The following is a 17926-nucleotide window of genomic DNA, read 5'->3' as shown; positions in this document are numbered from 1 at the left end:
TGCGAGCGTCAATCAAACAGATAAACTCACCCAGCCAGCGACACACAGGATTCTCATCCAGATTGTCGCGCGCCTCTCATCCAGATCGCCGCGCTATAGAGGAGGTCACTGGACAGTAAGGGCAAAGGATCGACCAGATCCGGGTTAGAGAACGCAGTATTTTTGCAGGAGCCAATGAGCTCGATCTGTTGATATGCCTCTAATCCGCGCATCGCCATACCGGCCCGCGGTCCTATCAGCGCCGCATCGAGAGGCCTGATACATGACCGCACCCGATCACACACCCGAGCCGTTCAAAAAACTACTTGCACCAACGGGGGCATCCATACATGCAAAAATCCCGTTGATGTCCGAAAGAGCGCCGAAGACTTTCAGCGAGACTTTGATGAGCGATTTCAACTGGCGCCATTTTCAGGGTGAAGTGATTTTGTGGGCGGTGCGATGGTATTGCCGCTATGGACCGTGCCGCCGAAGCGCCAAATGGGGACATCATCCGAAGACAACTCGAATGCGAAACTCCAGCTTTCTGGCTAATGTTGAATGCAGAGGAGGGGCGCCTTCGGCTAGCCAACGCTTTCACTTAGGATCAGTTTGTTGGCGAAAGCCGCGTTAAACCTAAAGCCGCCGGGAGATCTCGAGCTCGGCCTCGTCGTAAGCGCGCCGGCTTTCCTCAACACGGGACAAGTTGTCGCGAAGCCAGAAATTGATATCTTGAAGGGCACGCAAGATGCCGGCTCCCATCTCCGTCAACTCGTATTCTACTCGTGGTGGAACTTCGGGAAAGTAATGTCGCATCACCAAGCCGTCACGCTCCAGGTTGCGCACCGTCAGCGTCGGCATCCGCTGGGTGATCCCGTCGATCTCCTTCCAAAGCGCGGAAGATCGGAGCCGACGCCCACTAGCAACGGATAGGCGCCAAATGACCTGGACCGTCCATTTGTCGCCGAGACGCGTGCATATACCATTCGAAGGAATCGGTCTGAACTCGTGATCATCGTGTGCCCGCTCATCAGACCTGACGTGAATAGATTTTTTCAAGGGTATCATCCTTGCGCTCGAGGCTGAAAAATGTGCTGTCTTCCGTCAGCCCTCCATTCGTATGGATTGCCTTCGTTCAACACGAGGGTCTTCATATAACGAACGATAGACTTCCGATCTTGGTATCTGGTGCGACAGGCCAGCAGGGCGGATCGGTAGCCACTGCATTATTGAAGGCGGGTTGGACGGTACGCGCACTGGTACGCGATCCTTCTTCACCCAAATCAATCAAGCTCCGCAACAGCGGCGTCGAACTCGTGGAGGGGTCGTTCGCTGACATCGACGCCGTACGTGTCGCGATGAAAGACACACACGGCGTTTTTAGCGTTTTGCCAACTGCACGACGAGGAAGTCAATTTTGGGACTGCTATCGCGAATCTGGCTGCCGAGAGTGGCGTCGCACATCTCGTTTATTCCTCGGGGGCTAGTGTAGGAGAGAAGCCGACCGGTGTACCGCGTTTCGACGCCAAGCCTCGTATCGAGGCACACATCCGCGCGCTGCCAGTAACTGCGACCGTTGTCAGGCCCGTGATCTTTATGGAGATGCTTGCGAGGCCCGGTTTCGAACTGAACGAGGGTCGTTATGTATTCTTTCCAAGACCGGATCAGTCAATGCAACTCGTCGCGGTGGACGATATTGGGAAATTCGCAGCGGTGATCTTCGCGGACAAAATGCGGTTCGGTGGGAGGACCGTAAGACTGGCCAGCGATACCATCACCGGCCGCGAGCTGGAAGAAATTTTTACAGAAGCCACCCGCCGCCCGATCACATATTCCGGCTTTGCCGGGGTCTTCCTCAATTTGTATGGAGATCGGTCAATTTGATTGGCATCATCCGCGCTCTGAGAAGCTCTGATCCCGCCCTGCCGTACATTGCGCGCTTGATGGTCTTCAGTCGGTTTATCTGGCCTTCTGCCTGACCGTTGCTCCAAGGCATGTCGATGGCGTTACAGACTGCGTCGATGTCACGGCGAAGTACACGGGCAAAACGGGCTAAGAAGGCAAACCCAGAATGAATGGCATCCTCGATCCATTGGTCAAGTTTCGCCGACGTTCGGCCACGAAATATGCCGCGAAATCGCATGGCGAAGCTGCGCAATACAGCAAACGTCCGTGATCCCTGTTTGAGGGCATCGACTTTCCGCGCCTGATTGATTGTCAGTGCGCCGCGCGGCTTGATGCARAGAGTAGCGGCGACAATGGGTGATATCAAATGACTGATTGATTGTCAGTGCGCCGCGCGGCTTGATGCAAAGAGTAGCGGCGACAATGGGTGATATCAAATGACCGGTTTGCGGATCACGGACAGGCAAATTGCCAGGTACTCTGTCCGAGAGCCCAGTTCGAGCCGACGCCGCATCATCCTTATCCTCATCCGTTTCCGACCTCTCGGCACGGTGCCATGTTGCCAGGAGACGTTCAAGATTAGAAAAGCTGCCGGTGTATCCTCGGTGCTTGAGGTCATGGAACAAATGTCGACCACGGCGGTTGCCATCCTTCCAACACTGGGTGAGGAACGCTTCGAAGTATAGAGGAGATGTCGGCTGTAGCGTGCCCCTGCGTCGATCGGGTGGNCGACCACGGCGGTTGCCATCCTTCCAACACTGGGTGAGGAACGCTTCGAAGTATAGAGGAGATGTCGGCTGTAGCGTGCCCCTGCGTCGATCGGGTGGGATTTCGAACGTCAGCCATTTCGTGATGCTTCGTCGGCCATATCCTGTGCCACGTGCAATGTCCGAGCAGGTCAGGCCTTCTTTGCTCAAGGCGTGTACTGTTTCGAACACATCCTTCCGAGACTGTCGATGCGCCCGACGAAGCTGATTGCGCCAAGGAGTCTCAGGCGTCCCCTAATGCAAAGCCCGATCGTCGGGACTATGCGGTCTGCCGCTTCTGGGNGTCAGGCCTTCTTTGCTCAAGGCGTGTACTGTTTCGAACACATCCTTCCGAGACTGTCGATGCGCCCGACGAAGCTGATTGCGCCAAGGAGTCTCAGGCGTCCCCTAATGCAAAGCCCGATCGTCGGGATCGTTCTCCATGTCCTCGTCTGGTAGCAGTGCCCGGCCTGTAGCTCGGCCGGAGAGGCTCATCTGTTCCTCGATAGCAAGACGAAGATTGCGGATGAGATGAGAGCGGTCTGCCACCTGAGTCGCTTGTGGGGCACCTTCACGAGCGGCCTGCGCGTAGAGCCCGATCGATCTCTGCTGACGACCTCAATAGACGGGTGCCGCTTCAACCATCGTGCAACGCTTACCACGCTCCGGCCTTCAACAATGTCCAGGACTGTTCGGGCTGAATTTCCGGCCCTATCGGCCATGGTTTCATAGGAAACCAAGATGCCGCGTTCCAGCAGCATCTCCTCGACCAATCGCATGCTAAGCCGAAACCGGAAATGCAGCCAGACTGCCAGCGATAACCTGTGGCGGAAAGCGAGGTGCTTACAATTCACAGTCAACGGGACGGCACACGCGGTGATCGCTCTTGCGTGGCGAGCGCGAGACATAAGGGATCGAACCAGCAATCTGAGGGGTTTGTCCCACTCGCAATTCTCTCCATCCGTCCGGCTTCAATTATGTCTTGATAAAATCAAGTGGAAAGCCGTTGAATGGCTTAATCTCCTTTAGCACAAAGGTCGTCTGCATTTCTTTAATCCGCGGCAACCGTCGGATGACAGTCATTGCGAAATCTGCATATGTATCCAAGTCGCGTGCGACAACGTGCAGCATAAAGTCCGCATCTCCAGCTATCGAATAGCACGCCACGACCTCCGCGAGCTTCGTGATGCCGTGGGAGAATTCGTCGGCCTCTGCCTCGCTGTGACTGTCGATTTTGATCCGCACGAAGGCTAAAACACCAAGACCGATTTCACGTCGGTCTAGTGTGGCCTTGTAGCCCTTGATGACACCGCGATCCTCTAACTGTCGGACACGGCGCCAGCATGGTGAGGCGGAAAGGCCAACTTCAGCAGCTAATGATTGGTTGGTTAAGCGACCATCCTCTTGCAATGCGCGGAGGATTCGCTTGTCAATCGCTTCAAGTTCCAAGATGGTGCAACCTTCCTATAAACACAAAATAGGAGGCAGACCATACCAAAAAAAGGTTACCGTGAGGTGAAATAGACAGGATTGACCGGCCAAGATCGACTAATCTCTTCGCTGTCGTCGTTCCAGCTTCAGGTGGAAATGTGAAAGAAAAAGTTCATAAAAGCTGGCTCGGGAAAKCTTAGATGCCGGGAACAGGAGATACCATGACGAGACGACCGCGCCGGAACCACAGCCCGGCTTTCAAGGCAAAGGTGGCGCTCGCCGCCATCCGAGGTGAGCAGACGCTGGTGGAATTGTCCCAGCAGTTCGATGTGCATGCCAACCAGATCAAACAGTGGAAAGACCAGCTCCTTGAGGGGGCGACGGGTGTGTTCGGCGATGAAACGAAGGCGGAGCCAACGGGTCCGACCGTCGATGTCAAAACGCTGCACGCCAAGATCGGCGAACTGACACTGGAGAACGATTTTTTATCCGGTGCGCTCGGCAAGGCGGGATTGCTGGGCGGAAAGAAATGATCGACCGCGAGCACAAATTGTCGGTCGCACGCCAGGCGAAGCTTCTCGGCTTCAGCCGTGGAAGCGTCTATTATCTACCGCGTCCAGTGTCCGACGGCGATCTGGCCTTGATGCGGCGGATCGACGAGCTGCATCTGGATTACCCATTTGCCGGAAGTCGTATGTTGCAGGGGCTTTTGAGAGGAGAAGGGCTGGAAACCGGGCGGCTTCATGTCGCCACGCTGATGAAGAAGATGGGCATCGAAGCGATTTACCGTCGGCCGAACACCTCCAAACCAGCGCCTGGGCACAAGATTTATCCCTACCTCCTGCGAAAGCTGGCGGTCACCCGACCCAACCAGGTGTGGGCAATGGACCTGACATATATTCCGATGGCACGCGGCTTTGTTCTGTCGTGGCGGCTGTCGATCACGATGGAAGCAGCCTTCTGCATCGAAGCAGTCGAGGAAGCGCTGGCCCGTTACGGCAAACCCGACATATTCAATACTGACCAGGGATCGCAGTTCACCTCGATGGACTTCACGGCAGTGTTGAAGAAAGCCGAAATCGCCATCTCGATGGATGGCAAGGGCGCTTGGCGGGACAATGTCTTCGTGGAACGCCTTTGGCGTTCGATCAAATACGAGGAGGTCTACCTCCACGCCTACAAGACCGTGTCCGAAGCCCGCGTCGGCATTGGCCGATATCTGACCTTTTACAATAGCCGACGCCCACATTCATCCCTTGACCGGCAGACGCCGGATCAGGCCTACTTCAACGCGCTGGCACCAATGATGGTGGCGGCATAATCGAGGCGGAAATCCACTTAGCGAAACGCCCGAAGCTGTTCAGACAAACCGAGCCACCTCTGACTTCAACGCGCTGGCACCAATGATGGTGGCGGCATAATCGAGGCGGAAATCCACTTAGCGAAACGCCCGAAGCTGTTCAGACAAACCGAGCCACCTCTATATTGCAATCATTGTTAATCCTCATTTGCCAATCGGACTTATGGCAAACACTATTGGCGCGGTTTCAATCGGGCTCGGGGCAAAACTACCCAGTCTCGGCGGAGGCAGGCTAACCGATCTGAGGGGTCGCACGATCGATGTCAGCTCTAACCGACCGGTGCCTATCCTTCAGGCTACAACTGAGGAAATCGCACGCCTGTTGTTGAAAGCTATTTCTCAGGCAGATGATCGCATGGTGGTTCCATTCCCTTCTTTCGCGCGATCGCTACACGACTATGCAGACTATGAAGCTGTTTTTCCGGGCCATGACTTGGTCGAGGAAGTCATCGATGGTCTTGGCATCGCTGGCCCATCGAAATGGGTCAAATCGCTCACTGGATCACTCAAACTGTTGCGGTGAGAGACCTCGCGCTTCCAAGTTATCTATCAAAGCCCAAGAGGCGTTGGCATGAGCTGGTTCCGCGGGTCTAGGCAAAATTCGAGGAGTCCCTGCGCCCGCTATTGCGACTATGACACATGCGCGCGTCCAACACCTCGCATGGTGCGGCGACTTAGCTCGCCAAAAGGGTATATCCGTAGATGGCGCTCGGTGAGCCCGGCACTCGCTGAAGAGGAACCATCTTCATTATCGCTGTTTCCCAAAGCCGCGATTGAAGAGTGGCTCGCTGTTGACCTACGGGGCCGGGGAGTTGTCACGTTATCGGGCGCTGATCGAACAACGCCCAAGGAGACCTGTCCCGGACGTTTAACAAGGATCCCGAGCAGGCGGCGAAGCCATAGGAGCGGCTTGCGCTGTCGTCCTCTTCCCGCGTCCCGCTCTTGGCTCCGGACGCTACATAGGCCAAACTAGCCGCCCCTGAAAACTCTGGGACGGTTTCGTTTCTCTGCTCGGCATGGCCTTTGATACGGCTGGCGATCTCTATGTTGCGTAGTGGGGAAGGGGGCGGCGCATACGGCTCACTGCCGCCCGCTCGAGCTTCGGCGTCTGGGAGAGCACAAAGACCCCCTGTTGGACTATTATCCAGCGGTATCGCTTAGGACACCCCTTCGATCGTGGACGATTCCCGAGCCAGAGTATCTGCGTTGGTCAAGTAAAGGATGGCACCCATTTTCTGCCCTGCTTGCAGCGTATTTGCCAGGACTATGAGTTGTCGCATAATTGCTGTGATGGCAACCTTGGGTGCTTTTCCGGCCGCGTTTAGTTGGTCGTATTTTGCTTTGAGATCGGGATTGAAGCGCATGGCGACGAGTGCCGGCATGTATAGGGCTGCCGGACATTGGCCCGGCCGCCGCGGATGAAGGCGCGGCCGGTCCATGCCCCGGAGAAGGACCTGCTGGTCTGCCACGGCTTGCTAGAAGAGGTCGACGAGCCGAATCCGTCCCACGCATTTGCAAGAGCCGGCGTTGAGGGAGTACCGAGCCCCGGGAAGGCGCCCTCGATATTCCAGTTCCAAATCCGTGTGCTAATAAGGCCAGTTGGGTTGGGAGAAGAGACCGCCGTCGACCCAGATTGTCTGCCCGGTTATGAAAGAAGATTGTTCAGTTGTCAGAAACAAGACTGGACCCGCAATATCTTCCGGAGTGCCAACGCGTCTTAATGGTGTGATCTTCGACCATGTTGCGCCGTAGTCGGGCGATTCACGATTCGTGCGTTCCGTGGCTACGGAGCCGGGTGCTATGCAATTCACACGAATACCATGTGGTCCGAGTTCGATAGCCGCGACCTTGGTAAATTGCTCGATGCCTCCCTTCGAGGCCGTATAATCAACAAGGTTCGGGAATCCCAGCTTGTTACAGCCTGAACCGATATTGACTATGCTTCCCTTTATGCCTGCGGCGATCATGCGCCGGGCGGCCTCCTTGGTATTCAGAAAAGTCCCCTTAAGATTTGTCCTGATAACCTTGTCCCAGGAATCCTCTTCGAGGTCGAGCAGTGGCGACCATGTCTGAACTGCGGCATTGTTGACGAGAACATGAGGCTCTGTGCCTGCCCATTTGACTGCCTCGTCGTAAAACAGCGAGACTTCACCGCTGAATCCCACATCACATTCGAAACCAGCGACGTAACCGCTACGAGTAGTCAAACCACTGACTAAGGCGTCGGCAGCTTCCCTGCTCGATAGAAAGCTGAACGCCACCTTAAATCCCGCGAGCGAAAATGCTTCGACGACATGTGCGCCGATGCCAGTGCTGCCACCGGTAACAATAGCAAGCTTGTCCATAATTCTATTCCTTCAGAAATCGGTTCGAGGGCGAGCGAACTGCCGCGTCGCCAGTGATTATCTCGTGGAATTCCCATCGTCTGGGAAATGCGCTAGTAGCCTACGGTGTTTTCAAGAACAGCGCCGGCAGTGCATCTTGGGGCTGCCTCCCAACGCCTGTTCATCGTCGATGCCGGGCCCCTGGTGTTGCAGAAACCGTCGAAGGTGACGCGGACGCGAAAAGCTTGAGAAAGCCTTCGCGGTCGAACCTCGCCACGCGCAGTCATTTCTCTTGCCTGCCAGATATCGTCCGTGATCCCGTCCTTTTGCCGTTGAACCAACCGCTCATCATCGGTCGGGCGTATTCGTGAGTTTTCCTTTGTCCACGTTGGTATAAAAATGCAAATATCGCATTTCACAAACGCAGTAAAATCGAGAAATTGCAGTCTGCCATAACTAAATCGGTATCCGAAGGAGGTTGTATGAGTTTGGACAATCTGAAAGTGCGGCACATGAAAATGCTGCTGGCCCTAAGCGAACACGGGAAACTGGGGATGGTTGCCGAGTTGTTCGGCGTTTCCCAACCTGCATTTTCTAGGACGCTTTCCGATTTGGAGAATATGGTCGGGCAGAAGCTGTTTGAACGCCACCGGCGGGGGATGGTCATTACTCCGCAAGGCGAGATCGTCATTCGCCATGCCAAAATCGTGCTTGCAGACACTCGGCGCGCCGAGTTCGAGATGCGCTCTGTCGCAGCGGGTCACGGCGGCGTCGTGACTTTCGGAAGCATTATGACTGCCGCGGCGGAGATTGTCGCACCGACGTTGCGGCGCGTGTTCGCCACCCATCCAAGACTGGACATAAAAGCCGATGTCGCCAGCAGCGCGGAATTATTGGAGAGTGTCCTGTCAAGGCGGCTCGATTTCGCCATCTGTCGCATTACGGACGATTTTAACCCGGGGATGTTTGATTACCATTATCTGGGCCACGATCCACTCAAGCTCGTCGTCGGCCGTGGCCATCCGCTTGCCGAGCGTACATACGTGCCTATCGAAGATCTGGCAGGCTACGATTGGGTGCTTGAGCCAGAGGGATCCTATCTTCGCAGGGCCATTGATGAGTTTGCAACGCTCCATAATATTCCACGAGGCAATATTATTTCGACGCCGTCCTTGCTTCTCATGATTGCATTGGTAATGGGGTCTGGGATGATCGGCATCTTTGCGAGGCCAGTAGCCGATTTATTGGATCGACACGGAATGCTGCGTGCCGTCCCGACGGGCCCTGACATCACTCTACCCGAGTTTGGGATCGTGAAATTAAAGGACCGGGCTTTGTCGCCCTCCGCCGCCATCGTTTTTTACCATTTTACGAATCAGGCGACCCAAGCCGATTAGCAGAAACGGCCATTTCGAGCGGCTCAGCGCCGCAAATCCGTTTTACGGCTGGGCTAATTCAAGCCCCCGGCCACAGCCTGGAGCAATCGCAATTTTCGACGTGAATTCGCTCACGCGACGTCTTTCCAATCCCTGGATTGAAAGTATTGGTCGGATCGAGCGATGTGTAATGAGAAGCCAAGGCGGGTTTTGCCCGATAGATATGGCCCACGTTGTGTTCCGCAGGGTATTCTGCGCCGCGGGCGTCGAGCAGAACCCGCACCTCGCCTTGAGGCTCAACGGATCGATGCCTTTTTTACTGGCATAGAAAATGGCCGTAGTAGATCTTCTTTTCGATTTGCGACTCGACCTCTTCTGGCCGATGCTCGAACCAGTCCCGGTCATTACGGCGCAGCGCGATATCGAGCGGCAATATCCCTAAGTCAACTGAACCGGTTTCAAATTTAGAGGGTTTGCGTTAGTGCATCGCTCGCTTGTAGTTCAGGTTTATGCGAGCAATCATATGATCTCTACGCCTTCGCCGCAGGTCGCCGAAGGGCCGAGGCACCCGGCCTTGGGCGTTGGCGAGAGCGGTACGTTGCTGCCGGGGAGCGAGTGGATGCAGGCGAGATTGTTCGAGCAGTTGTCAGCGTCGTCGGCGATGATCAAAATCTAGGCGCAGCCGCGGCTCGATCAGTGAAGAGGTCGACGTAAAGTAATTTCGCGCCACCCATTGGGCCCGGGATCGACGCTGTCATAGGCTCGGTCGCCTCTATGACGCCACCTGGAGAGGAACCCCCTGTTCTGGTCAAAAGCCCATGGGCAATGATAGCTCCACTCTTGGCATCTAATGCCAGATGCACCGTGCGTAAGTCGCGACGTGATCTAGCTCCATATTTCCGCTCCAGCCACACTGCCCAGCGCTATCAACGACCACATGCAGCGGGCCGCCTCGAAGGCGTAACCAAGCGTCAACAACGTTTCAAGAGTGAGAACGGAATACCGTGCTTGGCGGCCGCGGGTCTTGCGTTGCGGAGCTCGCCCATCCCGCCAGTCCCTCCGGCGGCACGAGCGTGACGGCTTTCCCCGATATTCATGCAGTTTCACCCAATGCCATTATTATTCGAATCCAGCTACGTATTCCGCGCTTGTAGTTTTCACATGCAAGTTTTTCGTTTGGTGAGTGGGCTCCGTCATCCACCAAGCCAAAACCGATCAGCAGCGCATCTATTCCAAGAATTTCTTTGAAAGTGACAACAGCTGGAATAGATCCACCAGAACCAATCAAAGCCGGCTTTTTGAGCCACTCATCTTGTAATGCTCGTTCAACCTTATCAAACAGCGGTGTGCCAGAAGTTGTCGCATAGGGCATAGCCTCACCGAGTGATTTGTAACTCACTTGCATCCCTACTGGCAGGTGCGAACAGCAAAAATTCTGAAAGGCTTGCCGAATGGTGGCGGGACTCTGATCACCCACGAGCCGAAACGAGACGATCGCTTTCGCTTGTGAAGGGATGCTGGTTCGGAAATTTTCGGCGGTATATCCTCCAGAGATACTCACTATATCGGCTGTCGGACGGGCCCAAATGCGCTCCAATGTTGTCCTTTGAGATTCGCCAAATTTCACCGGGCGTCCGGCTTCGGCAAAGAAATCATCTTCATCGAACTCGAGCTTGTTCCAGGTCTCGAGCCGATCCTTGCCCGGCTCTGCAACCTGTTCATAAAAACCCGGGATCGTTACGCGCAGGTCGCCGTCGTGCATAGACGCGAGCAATTTGGATAGGATGTTTAACGGGTTGGCAACGGCGCCGCCATACAAGCCGGAATGAAGGTCTGCTTCTGCACCTGTGATGGTGACTTCCTCCGATAAAATACCTCGCAAGGACGTGGCAATCGCTGGCGTTACGGGGTCCCACATTTCGCCATCGCAAACAAATGCAACATCCGACCTTAACAGCGATGCATGTTTGGAAAGAAATGCCGATAGTGATGGTGAACCGACTTCTTCCTCCCCTTCAGCAACGATGGTCAAGTTGACCGGCAAATTCCCTGTGGCATGGATGATGGATCGGCAGGCCTCAATGAACGTCATCAACTGCCCTTTGTCGTCGCTTGCTCCTCTCGCGACAATCTGTTCCTTGCCGGTGCTTCCTCGCTCAAGATGCGGATCGAATGGGGGCGAGGTCCATTGTTCAAGCGGTCCTGCGGGCTGCACGTCATAGTGGCAGTAGAACAGAACATGAGGTGCATGCAGCGTCGTGCTCGGCCATTTTGCCAGAACAATGGGGAAGCCCGTGGTCTCCATAAGGGATCCTTTGAAACCGATGGAGATCAATTCTTCAAGCAACCAGACCGCAGCTTCCATGCAGTCGTGAGCCCGTTCCTTCTGCGACGACACCGATGCAATGCGGAGGAATTCAAAAAGCCGGTCGATTCCATCCTCATGATGACTTTGGGCAATATGAAGCGAGTTCGCTAGAGCTTCCCGTTCAGCCATGTTGCCTGTCCATTGTCTATTTGATGAAAGGAGAACGGGTCAGAACTGCCAAGACAGTGATCGAGTAATTCTGGGCGGGGACTGTGTCAGGTAATCGCTATTTGCCTGCACCCAAAGGTGCTTCGCTGATAGCAGCTGTTGCGGGCGTGGCTTTCTTCGCGCGTGCGTTGACGATAATGACTCCGGTAAGGATCAGAAGCCCGCCGAGGATTGTGCTTGGCTTAGGTGTTTCGCCCGCAACAATCCAGGCAATCAATGTGGCAAGGGGCGCAATTAGGTAGAGAAAATTTCCGGCACGGGCCACGCCAAAGTGCCCAAGCGCGTAGGCCCAGCAGACAAGGCCGATGGCCGTTGGAAACACACCCAGAAAAAAGCTCCAGCCGCGCACCTCGAGGGAGGCACTGCCCGTTTCGGCCAGGGCCCGCGGCAACCACGGAAGCAAGGCGACAGCCCCTGCGATAAACATGATTGCGGCCACATGGAGTGCTCCATAGCGTGCAACCATTCGGCGTTGCATCGTAAAGCCACCCGCCGAGCACAATGCTGCCGCCAGCACAAAAGTGGCTCCCGAACTCCAACTCAATCCTCCCGACTGTGCGCTTGCTATCAAAGCGATCCCAATAATGCACAGGGCAGTCCCGCCCCATGCCAGGGCTGAAAATCTTTCCTTGAGAAGCAGGACTGCAAATGTCGCCATCCAAAGGGACTCGGTCTTGATGAGGAAACTCGCGGCGCCAGCTGCTACGGTTTGTTCACCGAAATTCAGGAGTACGCTGTATCCCGCCCCCCCGATGATCCCGCAAACTGCACATAGGAGGGTGTCATTGAAGGGCATTCGGGCGGGTCGTTTCCAGATCAACCATATCACGGCCAGCAATGCAGCTATCGCAAAGCGGATTGACGCCAATGGCAATGGCTCCAGTTCGGTCAGCGCGAGCTTGATTGCGGGGAACGCTGTCGCCCAGACAAGTATTGTCGTGGCAATGGCTAGGGATGGCATGAATGTAGCGCGGGTGTGGATCATGACGATGAGAGTAGAACAGATTTCAGCCTTGACATAGAGCGCCGAGATGCGATGAGCTGTGATAATGGATCACAGCTCATCATTCCCATCTTTTAATTCTCTTCAGGCCGTACTTTCGGCTAGCCGGACGGGGTCGTTCTCCAGCGCAGCCGAAGAGCTTGATATCACGCATGGTGCTGTCAGCCGGCGGGTTACCTCCGTTGAGACATGGGCAGGCACGCCCTTGTTCGAGCGGCACGGACGCGGCGTCCGCTTGACAATTGAAGGTCAGCGTTTGGTGCGGTTGTTTGGGCAAGCCTTCGAACTGATCGAGAGCGGCGCGGCTGACTGGAGGGAAAACCGTCAACCGGAAACGGTCAGGGTCAGTGTCTTGCCGTCGTTTGCTCGCCTATGGATTCTTCCAAACCTTCTTGCTTTGGAGAGATCTGATCTGCGCATTGAATTGGAGCTTGATCGCCGGTTTGCGCAGTTGAACGAAGTGGATATGGCAATTCGCTATGGCAGGGGAAATTGGAGCGATGGTGTTGCAGCGCCGCTTTTTGACGAGGATCTCGTTCCGGCAGCCTCGCCGCAAATTGCCGATGCGCTTGGAGAGAATCCGAAGGCCGACGCGATTCTTCGCTACCCATTGATCCATGATGCCTATCCGGATTCCTGGAGCACCTGGCTTGGCGAACGCGGACAACGCTACCGTCCGCGCGCTCAAGATCGCCGGTTTCCGGATTATGACCTCTGTCTGCATGCGGCTGCGGCCAGTTGCGGGATAGCCCTCTTGCGTATGCCCTACGGGGAATCTTTTGTTCGAGGCGACCGGCTTATCCCTTTGTCAAATGAACCCGTGAGCAGTCCACTCAGGTTCTATGCGATCACCGAGCGAGGCCCAAAACGCCACGCGGTTCGCTTGCTCGTTGAGCGGCTCGTGGCGTTGTCAGGGGTCGACAGAAACGTCTGATCCCGCTCGGGACTCATTTTGTCAAAAGTACACAACGGGATGTGTTTTTGTGAATCGCCAATGAAATCAACAAGATCATTCGCGACGGCGAAACGACTGATCGCGCAATCGGGATCTTCGCAAAATCCTGAGTTGATACGGCACTGGCTGTTGCAACAACGGCTTTGCGGATCAGAGTCATATGACTCGGCTCTTGGTTCGCACCTACGGCATGTCGCCAGGGCATTAGACGACAGCGCGGCGATAGGCAGGACCTGCATTTGTTCAATACGCAAGTGCGCGGCGGGCACCGGATGGGTCAAACTATCGGAGAACCATTGACATGCTTGTAATAGTGACGGTCCCCTCAAAGATCGAGCTTGCGGTGACCAATCTGACCAGCAATGCGGTAGATCGTGCCGGCTACAGGGTACCATTGCTGTTAGCGCCGATGTAGGCGGCTTCATAGACGTCTGCGATGAAGGTCCCCAGCATTCCTCTGCAGAACGCACCCGCGTATTGGAGCCGTTTTACAGGTTGAATACGCGCTCATCGGGGCGGGCCTCGGGCTCAACCTGCCACGAAAGGCGGCGATCTTCATTTCGGGCCCTGCTGTTTGCCGATACGAGTTGCGGGGTCCGAGTATCGACTCGCCCTCGAAACAGGCGTCACCCAAGCGGCCTATCATGCGGTGGCAGACGAAACCGTGCCCTTCAAACAGATCGCCGAAGCCATCGGCGCCGCGCTTGATCTTCCGGTCGAATCCCGACCGAGCGAACATTTCGGCTGGTTCGCCCACTTCGCGGGGGCCGACATGGCGGCGTCGAGTGAAAAGACGCGAGCAATCCTCGAATGGAGACCGCGAGAGGTTAGCCTATCTCGAGGATCTTCAACGCGCAGGATATTACGCCACAAGCCGTAGGCGTTTCGCGTCAGCCAACGCGGCCCCGCACCAAATTGAAGGATATGACGATGAACGCAGTCAAACCATCCGTCGAGAGGCTACCTACGACCTGAGGGTCTACAACGTCGCGCCAGGCGATATAGCAATGCCTTCCAAAGTCCTGAACGAACTCGCTCTTCCGATGATGCCAGATTTCGGAATCGACTCGCTCGGCTTGTGGGCGGAGGAGGAGGCGAACAAGCTGTATCAGATATCGCGCCATACAAGTCTGGAAGACGTCCAGAACAACTGGGATCGGTTCCATGCTGACCCTCGGTGGCAGGAGGGCCTTGCAAGGATCCGACAAGACCGCGTCGCCCGTGGAGAAGGTGACGACGGTCCTCTGCGCCCGATCAATGGCTTGCCACCGGCGGTTTTTTATCGCGCCGAAATGAAGGACGTTCTGTGATGTCACTTCAAGGAAAGACTGCTGTGGTCACCGGCGGCGCCCGCGGCATCGGTTGGGCCTACTGTGAGCGCCTTTCGGGGGATGGCGCCAACGTGGTGGTGAGCGACAAAGACGACGCCACGGCACTTCTGCCCTCGCGGACCGGCACGGAAAGAAGCTTGCACTCGTCTGCGACGTTAGAGAGCCATGGAGCATGGCTTTGGTGCATCGCTCCCGGCGTGAGTGGATTGACGGACTTCGGGCGTGCACATGCCAGCATTCGGTTGAGGACGCGCAGTCGATGGCAACTTCGGTCTGTTGCGCGCGGAAGGAGCGTGCTCGCAGCCGGTGTCCGATGATCGACTTGTAGCGGCCGATCGCGGCCTCGACCAAGGACCGCTTGCCGACGCGGCGTGGGCAATCACTTCGCCTCGGTAGGCAAAGATGCCGTTTTGCGGGCGAAACGCCGTCAGTGCGAGTTCTCCACCGGTCAGCGCCGATGAATGCGAGCGTGATGACCTCGAAATGCGAGATGCAGGTTGCTCAGTCATCGGCTGAGCTCGGGGCGGCGCATCAACACGGATGCCGTGACCGGTACCAGCAGCGGCGAAGTCCGCCAGACACGTCACGGCCAAGGCTACGAGGTTTCCGAGTCGCCGGTGACAACGCGGCGTATTTGAATGAGGCGTGAATGCATTTCGGCCGCTATCAGAGCCCGAGATAGATACGTGTGCGAGCGATCCGCATCGCTATTGGCTGGCGGGCTAGTGGCGCCTGCCGTATGTCAACCGTGGCGCTAAAGAAGCGCCATGGGCTGTTCTTCCTCATTGGGTAACGATAACCGCCTTGCCGCGTGAATGTCCGGTCTCGATGAGCCGGTGTGCATCGGCGGCCTCGGTAAGTGCAAAGACCTGGCCGACCGGCACGTGCAGTTTTCCTGCGTCATAGAGCGCGGTCAGGGATAAAAGCCGCTCCTGTGAGCGCTGGGTGCCCACCCGGGTGATGCCATAGCGTTCCGTACTCGCCTCGAAGGCGACGGTGACGATCCTCGTGCGGTTGCTGACCAGCGCAACTGACGCCTCAAGCGGCGGCTCGCCACCGACGGCGATCAATGAAGCGTCGATTCCACTCGGCGCGACAGCGCGCACGTTGGCAACGAGATCTCCATGATAGTCGACCGGAATCGCGCCAAGCTCCCGCAGATAGTCATGGTTTACCTCGCTGGCGGTGCCGATGACTCGTATTCCGTGCTCTACCGCGATCTGCACGGCAAAGCTTCCCACACCGCCGGCCGCGGCATGCACCAGAAGCGTCTCCCCTTTTGCGAGGTCGAGGGCGCCGAGTGCCGTGCTCGCAGTCTGACCGGACGCCGACAGAGCTCCTGCCTCTGGCCAGCTCATGTGTTCCGGTTTAATAACCATTTGGTTTGCCGGAACGGTGATCACGTCGGCATAAGCATCCCCTCGCGACCAGCCGAGCACCCGATCTCCGATCTTGAACTCGCGCAGGTTTTCGCCGATTCCAACAATTGTACCCGCGAACTCGTTGCCCAGAGGTTGTGGGAAATGTGCGGGTGCCCATTGTCGGGCATAGCCGGCCCTGAACATCGCGTCAAAAGGCTGAACACCGGCCGCTTCGACCCTTATCAAGACTTCGTTGGGTGCTGGAACCGGCTCTTGGCGGTCAACGACATGCAGAACATCCGGCGGTCCATATTCACTAAACACGACGACGCGGGGCATGGACTTCCACTCCGATGGTTTCGATGCTAAAACTTCCACTCACTAAATAATTATAGTTAATATAAATATATAAGGTGCATCGTCAATGCCAACGACGGGGTTGCGTGAACAAAAGAAGCGGGCGGCACGTCGTGCGATCGCGGATGCGGCGATGGCGTTATTCGACGCCCGCGGTTTTCAGGCGGTAACGGTTGCAGAGATTGCCAAAGCCGCGGGAGTCTCAACCAAGACAGTTTTCAATTATTTCCCGGTCAAGGAAGATTTGGTGCTGGTGGGCCGCCGCAGGCACGAAGATGTGTTGCTGCGTTCGATCGCGGATCGGCAGGGCAATGAGGGTGTTTTGCATACTGTGCTGGAGTGTACGCTGACGGTGCTGCGGGAGCTCGAGACAATGCCCCGCGAACAGCGTGAACGCTTCCGCCGCGTGCTTGCGGCATCGCCCTCTATTGGCGAGCGCTTGCGCATCCGGACATGGGAGACGGAGCGCGAATTAGCGGCGCTTCTTGCTGAGCAATCCAATGCGGATCCTTGCGATCCTCGGCCTACATTCGTCGCTTCGATCTTGATGTTACTTTGGCATCTAGCTTTCTGGGGTAGCGGAACGTGCATTAAGCGCCAGTCGACCGAACTTTCCGCAGATGCGTGGATCCGCGTTGCCGCTAATATGCTAGCCGAAGGGTTGCTGGAGTACCCGACGGGTGCCGAGAATAGCGTTCGGGATTTGAAACTATAGGCCAAGCTTTCATTAAGCGTGACGAGCATCCCTGCCGCCGATGGATGCCAGGACAGCCACAGTTCGAGAAATCCAAACCGGCTGTTTGACAGCTGGAGTTCCTGCGCGGCCCGGCTCTCGATCCGCAGGGGTTACCGCGCGCCGCAGCGTGGCTGCGTCGTCAAGGCGAGCGCCGCTTTCCCGATGGCACGCGGGACATCAGCTCTAGTTGGCGCGTTACGAGACGTCCGATTGTGGCGTTGAACCTATCGATGAATCACAAGGCCTGTTCCAGATCTACCGGGAGGAGAAGCTAGTGGTGCGCTGAGCGGCATCATCCACCTATAACCACGCTGAGTAATGCTTCAGTCTTGACATGCAGGTATTTGCCTGCATATGGTTCAACCAACAAGAGGGCTCGATGGATTCAGACAAATTATTTAAGTCGCTTGCTGACCCGAGCCGTCGAAAATTACTCGATCTTCTCTACGAGAAGAACGGACAGACCTTGGGGCAACTGTGCGAGCATCTGGAGATGACGCGACAATCGGCGACACAGCATTTGGGN

16 protein-coding genes and 9 pseudogenes are annotated in these 17926 nt (G+C 56.2%); 12 read left to right on the top strand and 13 right to left on the bottom strand.

Annotated features, from left to right (window positions below; all coding sequences use genetic code 11):
• Window positions 1-385 precede the first annotated feature (385 nt).
• Window positions 386-457 (top strand): annotated as a pseudogene (locus tag ASC97_RS34255) (IS6 family transposase); the annotation flags it as partial.
• Between the two features lie 158 nt (window positions 458-615).
• On the opposite strand, the gene ASC97_RS24035 reads toward ASC97_RS34255, so the two are convergent.
• Entirely contained in the window at window positions 616-1047 is a 432-nt protein-coding gene (locus tag ASC97_RS24035; RefSeq protein WP_057470858.1) for a winged helix-turn-helix transcriptional regulator, read from the bottom strand.
• Between the two features lie 23 nt (window positions 1048-1070).
• On the opposite strand from ASC97_RS24035, the gene ASC97_RS35680 reads away from it, so the two are divergent.
• Both ASC97_RS35680 and ASC97_RS35675 read left to right on the top strand, forming a co-directional pair.
• Window positions 1071-1466: an NmrA family NAD(P)-binding protein gene (locus ASC97_RS35680; RefSeq protein ID WP_244481574.1), complete on the top strand. Its 396-nt coding sequence runs from the start codon at window positions 1071-1073 to the stop codon at window positions 1464-1466.
• Window positions 1375-1863 (top strand): NmrA family NAD(P)-binding protein, encoded by a 489-nt coding sequence (locus ASC97_RS35675; RefSeq protein WP_338012540.1) that lies wholly within the window; start codon window positions 1375-1377, stop codon window positions 1861-1863. Before ASC97_RS35680 ends, ASC97_RS35675 begins: the two co-directional genes overlap by 92 nt.
• Here the strand turns inward: ASC97_RS35675 and ASC97_RS36350 are convergent.
• The 5 genes and pseudogenes from ASC97_RS36350 to ASC97_RS24010 all read right to left on the bottom strand — a co-directional run bounded on the left by ASC97_RS36350 (window position 1835) and on the right by ASC97_RS24010 (window position 4079).
• Complete coding sequence (locus ASC97_RS36350) at window positions 1835-2251, bottom strand: transposase (protein ID WP_162246715.1); 417 nt, start codon at window positions 2249-2251, stop codon at window positions 1835-1837. The genes ASC97_RS35675 and ASC97_RS36350 overlap by 29 nt on opposite strands.
• A gap of 362 nt (window positions 2252-2613) precedes the next feature.
• Window positions 2614-2864, bottom strand: a pseudogene (locus ASC97_RS35665) (ISL3 family transposase); the annotation flags it as partial.
• Window positions 2865-3085: 221 nt separating this feature from the next.
• Window positions 3086-3325, bottom strand: a pseudogene (locus tag ASC97_RS35660) (transposase); the annotation flags it as partial.
• Between the two features lie 24 nt (window positions 3326-3349).
• Window positions 3350-3449: pseudogene (locus tag ASC97_RS35655) on the bottom strand (IS6 family transposase); the annotation flags it as partial.
• Window positions 3450-3605: 156 nt separating this feature from the next.
• On the bottom strand, window positions 3606-4079 hold the full coding sequence (locus ASC97_RS24010) for an Lrp/AsnC family transcriptional regulator (protein ID WP_200959538.1): 474 nt from the start codon (window positions 4077-4079) through the stop codon (window positions 3606-3608).
• A 203-nt stretch (window positions 4080-4282) separates the two neighbouring features.
• On the opposite strand from ASC97_RS24010, the gene ASC97_RS24000 reads away from it, so the two are divergent.
• Window positions 4283-5382, top strand: a protein-coding gene (locus ASC97_RS24000) for an IS3 family transposase (RefSeq protein WP_200959537.1) whose coding sequence is annotated in 2 segments (ribosomal slippage) — window positions 4283-4541 and window positions 4541-5382 — 1101 coding nt in all. Because the reading frame shifts where the segments join, the coding sequence is not laid out codon by codon here.
• Between the two features lie 163 nt (window positions 5383-5545).
• A complete protein-coding gene (locus ASC97_RS23995; protein WP_274534173.1) occupies window positions 5546-5944 on the top strand; it encodes a DUF2000 domain-containing protein in 399 nt (132 codons plus the stop codon).
• Window positions 5945-6631: 687 nt separating this feature from the next.
• Here ASC97_RS23995 and ASC97_RS23990 read toward each other — a convergent pair.
• Window positions 6632-6868 (bottom strand): annotated as a pseudogene (locus ASC97_RS23990) (transposase); the annotation flags it as partial.
• 139 nt (window positions 6869-7007) lie between these two features.
• Complete coding sequence (locus ASC97_RS23985) at window positions 7008-7766, bottom strand: SDR family NAD(P)-dependent oxidoreductase (protein WP_057470848.1); 759 nt, start codon at window positions 7764-7766, stop codon at window positions 7008-7010.
• 461 nt (window positions 7767-8227) lie between these two features.
• Between ASC97_RS23985 and ASC97_RS23980 the strand changes: the two genes are divergently transcribed.
• Window positions 8228-9142, top strand: coding sequence for a LysR family transcriptional regulator (locus tag ASC97_RS23980; protein WP_057470847.1), 915 nt, complete (start codon window positions 8228-8230; stop codon window positions 9140-9142).
• A 58-nt stretch (window positions 9143-9200) separates the two neighbouring features.
• On the opposite strand, the pseudogene ASC97_RS33420 reads toward ASC97_RS23980, so the two are convergent.
• The 3 genes and pseudogenes from ASC97_RS33420 to ASC97_RS23970 all read right to left on the bottom strand — a co-directional run bounded on the left by ASC97_RS33420 (window position 9201) and on the right by ASC97_RS23970 (window position 12549).
• Window positions 9201-9554, bottom strand: a pseudogene (locus ASC97_RS33420) (hypothetical protein).
• Window positions 9555-10214: 660 nt separating this feature from the next.
• Window positions 10215-11618 (bottom strand): M20/M25/M40 family metallo-hydrolase, encoded by a 1404-nt coding sequence (locus ASC97_RS23975; protein WP_082530134.1) that lies wholly within the window; start codon window positions 11616-11618, stop codon window positions 10215-10217.
• A 97-nt stretch (window positions 11619-11715) separates the two neighbouring features.
• Complete coding sequence (locus ASC97_RS23970; RefSeq protein ID WP_244481572.1) at window positions 11716-12549, bottom strand: DMT family transporter; 834 nt, start codon at window positions 12547-12549, stop codon at window positions 11716-11718.
• Here ASC97_RS23970 and ASC97_RS35645 point away from each other — a divergent pair.
• The 4 genes and pseudogenes from ASC97_RS35645 to ASC97_RS34245 all read left to right on the top strand — a co-directional run.
• A complete protein-coding gene (locus tag ASC97_RS35645; RefSeq protein WP_244481575.1) occupies window positions 12443-12679 on the top strand; it encodes a hypothetical protein in 237 nt (78 codons plus the stop codon). The genes ASC97_RS23970 and ASC97_RS35645 overlap by 107 nt on opposite strands.
• Before the next feature lie 27 nt (window positions 12680-12706).
• Window positions 12707-13594 carry a LysR substrate-binding domain-containing protein gene (locus ASC97_RS23965; RefSeq protein ID WP_057470845.1) on the top strand — a complete coding sequence of 296 codons (888 nt, stop codon included), beginning with the start codon at window positions 12707-12709 and terminating at the stop codon, window positions 13592-13594.
• Between the two features lie 665 nt (window positions 13595-14259).
• Window positions 14260-14925, top strand: a complete 666-nt coding sequence (locus ASC97_RS35965; protein WP_274534172.1) for an NIPSNAP family protein — start codon at window positions 14260-14262, stop codon at window positions 14923-14925.
• Window positions 14925-15038: pseudogene (locus ASC97_RS34245) on the top strand (SDR family NAD(P)-dependent oxidoreductase); the annotation flags it as partial. The gene ASC97_RS35965 and the pseudogene ASC97_RS34245, both read left to right, overlap by 1 nt.
• A 116-nt stretch (window positions 15039-15154) precedes the next feature.
• Here ASC97_RS34245 and ASC97_RS34240 read toward each other — a convergent pair.
• Together ASC97_RS34240 and ASC97_RS23950 are read right to left on the bottom strand one after the other, a co-directional pair.
• Window positions 15155-15312: pseudogene (locus ASC97_RS34240) on the bottom strand (IS5/IS1182 family transposase); the annotation flags it as partial.
• Between the two features lie 416 nt (window positions 15313-15728).
• The gene (locus tag ASC97_RS23950; protein ID WP_057470842.1) at window positions 15729-16646 is read right to left on the bottom strand and encodes an NADP-dependent oxidoreductase; all 918 of its coding nucleotides are present in this window, start codon (window positions 16644-16646) and stop codon (window positions 15729-15731) included.
• 85 nt (window positions 16647-16731) lie between these two features.
• Here ASC97_RS23950 and ASC97_RS23945 point away from each other — a divergent pair, with 85 nt between their 5' ends.
• Together ASC97_RS23945 and ASC97_RS36345 are read left to right on the top strand one after the other, a co-directional pair.
• Window positions 16732-17379: a TetR/AcrR family transcriptional regulator gene (locus ASC97_RS23945; protein ID WP_082530133.1), complete on the top strand. Its 648-nt coding sequence runs from the start codon at window positions 16732-16734 to the stop codon at window positions 17377-17379.
• Window positions 17380-17734: 355 nt separating this feature from the next.
• A pseudogene (locus ASC97_RS36345) lies at window positions 17735-17925 on the top strand (ArsR/SmtB family transcription factor); the annotation flags it as partial.
• Between the last annotated feature and the right edge of the window lies 1 nt (window position 17926).

This window comes from Rhizobium sp. Root1203 (assembly GCF_001424945.1).
Classification (GTDB): domain Bacteria; phylum Pseudomonadota; class Alphaproteobacteria; order Rhizobiales; family Rhizobiaceae; genus Rhizobium.
This window is presented reverse-complemented; position numbering and strand designations above follow the sequence as displayed.

What these genes read in the sequence shown, in the direction of transcription:
- ASC97_RS24035 (WP_057470858.1), bottom strand. Translation starts at nt 1,047, where the DNA reads ATGATACCCTTGAAAAAATCTATTCACGTCAGGTCTGATGAGCGGGCA.
- ASC97_RS23985 (WP_057470848.1), bottom strand. Translation starts at nt 7,766, where the DNA reads ATGGACAAGCTTGCTATTGTTACCGGTGGCAGCACTGGCATCGGCGCA.
- ASC97_RS23980 (WP_057470847.1), top strand. Translation starts at nt 8,228, where the DNA reads ATGAGTTTGGACAATCTGAAAGTGCGGCACATGAAAATGCTGCTGGCC.
- ASC97_RS23975 (WP_082530134.1), bottom strand. Translation starts at nt 11,618, where the DNA reads ATGGCTGAACGGGAAGCTCTAGCGAACTCGCTTCATATTGCCCAAAGT.
- ASC97_RS23965 (WP_057470845.1), top strand. Translation starts at nt 12,707, where the DNA reads ATGGATCACAGCTCATCATTCCCATCTTTTAATTCTCTTCAGGCCGTA.
- ASC97_RS35965 (WP_274534172.1), top strand. Translation starts at nt 14,260, where the DNA reads ATGCGGTGGCAGACGAAACCGTGCCCTTCAAACAGATCGCCGAAGCCA.
- ASC97_RS23950 (WP_057470842.1), bottom strand. Translation starts at nt 16,646, where the DNA reads ATGCCCCGCGTCGTCGTGTTTAGTGAATATGGACCGCCGGATGTTCTG.
- ASC97_RS23945 (WP_082530133.1), top strand. Translation starts at nt 16,732, where the DNA reads ATGCCAACGACGGGGTTGCGTGAACAAAAGAAGCGGGCGGCACGTCGT.